Source organism: Deltaproteobacteria bacterium, assembly GCA_016931625.1.
In the GTDB taxonomy this organism is placed as follows: domain Bacteria; phylum Myxococcota; class XYA12-FULL-58-9; order XYA12-FULL-58-9; family JAFGEK01; genus JAFGEK01.
In genome coordinates this window covers 1-4,586 of the sequence record JAFGEK010000125.1, presented here as the reverse complement: position 1 = coordinate 4,586, position 4,586 = coordinate 1, and the positions used below count along the sequence as shown (strand labels likewise).

Here is a 4,586-nt window from a genome sequence, read left to right as displayed (position 1 = left end):
TTAATAACACCACAATTGGCTAAATTTGTTATAGCTTCGTTAACGGCTTGTTTTGATCTATTTAATATTTTTTGCGCCGTTGCTAAAGTAATAATTGGATATGCAGGCAATTCTTCAATAAGTGAATCGGTGCTAGATTTGTTGCGAGGATAGCTCGCTCGTCTGCGCCATAATTCTTGTAGCTGTGCTAATTTTACTGATAGCTCAGAAGCTTTTATTGCAGCCTTATGCAATGCCTTTGCAAAAATTTGTATCCAATTAACAAAACTTCCTTCGCGAAACGCAGTAAGCCCTATAACGTAATTTTTTATATCAGAAGCCAAAACTAAACTTACCGGAGGCACATATCTATTCGTTATACCATGACGTCTGAGTGCTACGTGTATTAATGCTCTACCAACTCGGCCATTGCCATCAGCAAATGGATGAATCGTTTCAAATTGGGCATGTATTAATGCCGTATGAACAACTGGCGAAAGGTCTGTACGATTAATAAAAATAACTAGATCATAAAGAAGCTCATTAACAACTTCTGGTGGAGGTGGGACATAATCAGCCCTGCCCGGATTATAAAAATTACCTCCTATCCAATTTTGTTTATCACGCAATTTACCAGCTATGTCAGGTGTAGTGGTCTCAAGCATAAGTATCTTATGCAATAATAAAATATCGTTTAATAAAATTGTATGAGACTCACACCCTAACTCGATAGCTTTCTCCATCGCACAAACATTATTTAAAACCGATTTTGCTGTTTCATCTCTGTTGCTAGATTCATTAGCTTCAGCTTTAGCAAGTCTTCTTTGCGAAAGCACAAGTCCTTCAATACGTGATGAAGCTAAAGATTCTGCTCTTAATAAACGCCTGGCCAATACTTCAAGATTAGTTATATTGGGTGGATTCAGATTTAAGGCCGCAATAGACCTCTCAGCATTCGATACATCTGTAACAATATTAGATGGTAGATTAAATTGCTTATCTGCAATTAAATCTGGAATGAATGCACGATAGCGAATAGCGCGCCGTTCAGACTTGCCACCTAGTGCATAAGGATTAGCCGGCCACGATTTTATTACAAGCCTTGGCATAATAATATAGTTGATTAATATTCATCATTAGTCAAGTTTATGATGTAAACTTGACTACAGCGTCGATTAGTCAAGTTTATTTTGCCCTAATTAAAACAGCACCAGATAAGCTTAACTACCTATAATATATAATATTTATATCGTCTGGTTAATATGATCAGGGCTGCCCCCTCGCGAGTCGAGTTATACTCTTCTCGTGTTAGGTGTAAAACCAACGGGGTCAACCAAACGAGGGTTTAGTGCCCCAAAAATTCGAGGGAACAGCCATGACATTTATCGCCGGAATCGATGTTCTTGAGCAAGTGTTGTACATTTTGTATTCAAAAACACAACAGCGAAAAAGTAATTGCCAGTGGTGAATTTGAAACTTCAGGTGAAGCAATTAAAGCTTTTGCTCGTAAACACAAATTGTCTGCTGGTACTCGTGTTGGTTTAGAAACCGGAACAACAACAATATTTGTAGCACGTGAATTAGCTAAAGCCGGTTTGGTTCCTGTTGTTATTGACGCTCGCGAAGTACGTCGCAAAGCTCGACGCATGAGGCAAAAAGATGATGCACGAGATGCTTTTGAGATTTGTGATGGCCTACGTCGTGATGTCTACGTTAGCACAGTGATTATGCCTGAAGGTGATATTCAACGCATCCGTGATTTACTGACACTACGCTCTCATTTCGTCCGTTTGCGTAGTGCTGAAGTACTCAGCCTTAAAAGCGCACTGCGAAAACAAGGCTTCGGTCGATTAACTATAAAATTACGTAACGAAAAAGCATTTGAGACTTTATCAAAAATACCTGAGCTAAGCTCTGAACTCAGAGACAGAATACAATCTCATCAACGAATGTTTATTGCAGCCAATAACGAAGTGGTTTTGCTTGATAAGCAGCTTAGAGAATTATCGTAAAAAATTTGCAGAACAGATTGAGTGCTTAAAAACTGTGCCAGGTGTTGGACCACTGGTTTCGTTAACTTGTCTTGCCTATTACAACAACCCGACTCGTTTTAAAAACGCCAAACATGCAGCGAGCTACGCTGGTTTAGTGCCTACAACCTATCATTCGGCAGAGCGTGAACGATTTGGTCACATCACCAAAGAAGGGCCACGGCCTCTACGTACAATGTTGGTAGAGGCAGCTCAACATTCCCGACGTAAAAACCATCCATTGCATAAACAATATATTCGTTTAGCTATGCGTAAAGGACACAATATTGCCATTGTGGCAATGGCGCATAGATTAGCGAGAATATGTTGGGCTTTGTTGCGTGATCAAAAGCCATTTGATGCTCGACTTATTGTTCGTGGAACTAAGCTTTTATTAAAATCAAAAAATATATTAACAAATAAGGCTCGTTTGGAAAATTTGGCTTAAATAAAGCGAAAAAGTAAGTTTTGTGGAGAAGTAACGAATCGTCATGAAAAGTTTTACTAACACGAAAAAAACTTTGGACCTAAGTTTGGTGCCTGACCTTAAAGGTCGTCGTCTGGTTTGGGGCCATTGTTGCAAATCATAAAATGGGGCAGTTGAGCCCGAATAGAGGCATGATTCGTGTTTGTGATATTTTTTCATGGCTTCGATACTTTGGTGAAAAAACTCAAAACTCCAGGGCTCCGCCTAAAAATCAAATGCAACTACAAAATACTTTTTACTTGACCGCCCTGATCATAGAGGCACCGTGGTTTAGCAGGATGCTGACCGTAGTGTTACTTTTAGTTACGGTGCTGATAATCGATTATCAGTGGCTTATCCATGCCGACGTTATTGTTGTAACACTTAAAATATATAGCATTGATGCCGATGGGCCTGAGATCATCCGACAGAGAATCGATAGCTAGTTTCCAGGTATGGCTTGGTTCGCAAAAATTGCTTAGATGATACTCAACGTTTATTTGCTTACCGGGTTGGTTGGTTTTCAGCTTTAAACACACATTGTCAGGTATGGCTACTTGTGCGATTTCTCTTTTCCAGGATGACGATAGTATGGGTAGCTTGAGTAGCTTGATCTTTTTGAAATTAACTATTTTGATTTGAATAAACCAATTCGGCTTACGACCGCCGAGCGAGATTTCTACCTCCATCTTATTTCTATTGGTAGCAATATGATCCGTAACCATAAATATCTCGGGCGTAGACGTCAACCATTCAGAAACGGTAGAGCCGCAGGTAGCCATCGGTGCGGTTTTCACGGTCGCCGCATTCGCGGAATCTGGTGGGGTAAGACTATCTTGTGGTGAAAAAGGATTTTTATCGTGAGTAAGTTTATGCAGCCTTAATTGTGCATCATCTTTAATCAAGCCTTCAGCGTGATAGCTTTGTTTTTCAGGCAGCGGCACGCTGGTCGAAGTCGGCTTGGAAATGCCAGTGAACATGAACCGGCTAGCTTTGTGCCAAAAGCTGCTGAAAAAAGTATTGCCATTAGTATTACTTATTCCCGCAGACATATCATCTCCTTAAACCAGTATATCTACTTATTCTATTTTTTGCACTTTATAGAACAGATTTGTCAATAAGCTAGTATCACGGTAATCGAAAAAGATCGTAATTGCATGAAGCTGTCCGATCATAAGTGTCTCAATCATAAGTGTCTCAATCATAAGTGTCAAACGATATATTGATCACTAAATGGCATGAAAGTTAGCTTCTGTGCTAAATAATGTCATCATTATTTTCATTAAAGACAAATTAAACTGCGATTTGGCCATAATTATGCTGAATATTGCTTCTGTTGTTATGTATTAATATAAATTTATGTCTGTAGATTTTATAATATTGCTAATATAAATATACTTATTCATAGATGTTCTCTAAGTCATCAATACCCTTTTAAGGCAAATCAACAAAATATTATTTCGTTTTGAACTAGAGCTACCTGAACCGAATCAACCTATACCGTATTGCGCCACATAACTGCATGCTTCACCAATACCATAAGTCCAATTATTGGCGGGGGAAAAGAATAATCCGGGAACTTTGCCACAACTTCTGTCTCTTGATTTTGTATAGCCTTGCGATACTGCTCTGATGCCTCGGCATATTTAGTGGCAAATTCCTTGTACTCATCCTTATACTTCGCAATATCGTCTTTGGCCGTTGCATGACATAAAGGACGAGGACTCCGTTTTATATTCATTGTCTTATCATGTGGATGTTGCGCTAATATTTTTTCTCTGCCTAATATTGCTTTGCCCCTACGCTGCATTAAATATTCTGCTTCTATCTCGACAACCTGTTGCTTCATCACCTTAACTTGTGTCTTATGGTAGCCCTTAAAACATGGTAATTGGGTAATATGCAAAGCATACGAATTCTCTTGCTCTTTTTTATTGTTGCTCTCTTTATGCCGCTCAATACTGCTATTTGCCGTGGTGCTTAATGCTTTTGGCCAAATAAAACTTCGTTTTATACCATCAGTTAACTCAGGCAAACTACTTAACCCCGGCCATTGTTTACATTTTGCAACTAATCCTTCTTTTACGCCGTGGGCAAGAATATAGCGCATT

General features: G+C 39.1%; 5 protein-coding genes. 2 read left to right on the top strand and 3 right to left on the bottom strand.

The window, feature by feature from the left end:
• A partial coding sequence (locus tag JW841_10845) for a Fic family protein (GenBank protein ID MBN1961434.1) occupies window positions 1-1,088 on the bottom strand: 1,088 nt, incomplete at its 3' end.
• A gap of 294 nt (window positions 1,089-1,382) precedes the next feature.
• On the opposite strand from JW841_10845, the gene JW841_10840 reads away from it, so the two are divergent.
• Together JW841_10840 and JW841_10835 are read left to right on the top strand one after the other, a co-directional pair.
• Window positions 1,383-1,991, top strand: a complete 609-nt coding sequence (locus tag JW841_10840) for a transposase (GenBank protein ID MBN1961433.1) — start codon at window positions 1,383-1,385, stop codon at window positions 1,989-1,991.
• Window positions 1,963-2,457, top strand: a complete 495-nt coding sequence (locus JW841_10835) for an IS110 family transposase (protein ID MBN1961432.1) — start codon at window positions 1,963-1,965, stop codon at window positions 2,455-2,457. Before JW841_10840 ends, JW841_10835 begins: the two co-directional genes overlap by 29 nt.
• Window positions 2,458-2,795: 338 nt before the next feature.
• On the opposite strand, the gene JW841_10830 is transcribed toward JW841_10835, so the two are convergent.
• Together JW841_10830 and JW841_10825 are read right to left on the bottom strand one after the other, a co-directional pair.
• Complete coding sequence (locus tag JW841_10830; protein ID MBN1961431.1) at window positions 2,796-3,527, bottom strand: hypothetical protein; 732 nt, start codon at window positions 3,525-3,527, stop codon at window positions 2,796-2,798.
• 443 nt (window positions 3,528-3,970) lie between these two features.
• Window positions 3,971-4,586, bottom strand: a 616-nt coding sequence (locus JW841_10825; GenBank protein ID MBN1961430.1) for a hypothetical protein, incomplete at its 5' end; no start/stop codon positions are given.

Excerpts from the sequence above, each read along its gene's own strand:
- JW841_10830 (MBN1961431.1), bottom strand. The coding sequence starts at position 3,527 with ATGTCTGCGGGAATAAGTAATACTAATGGCAATACTTTTTTCAGCAGC.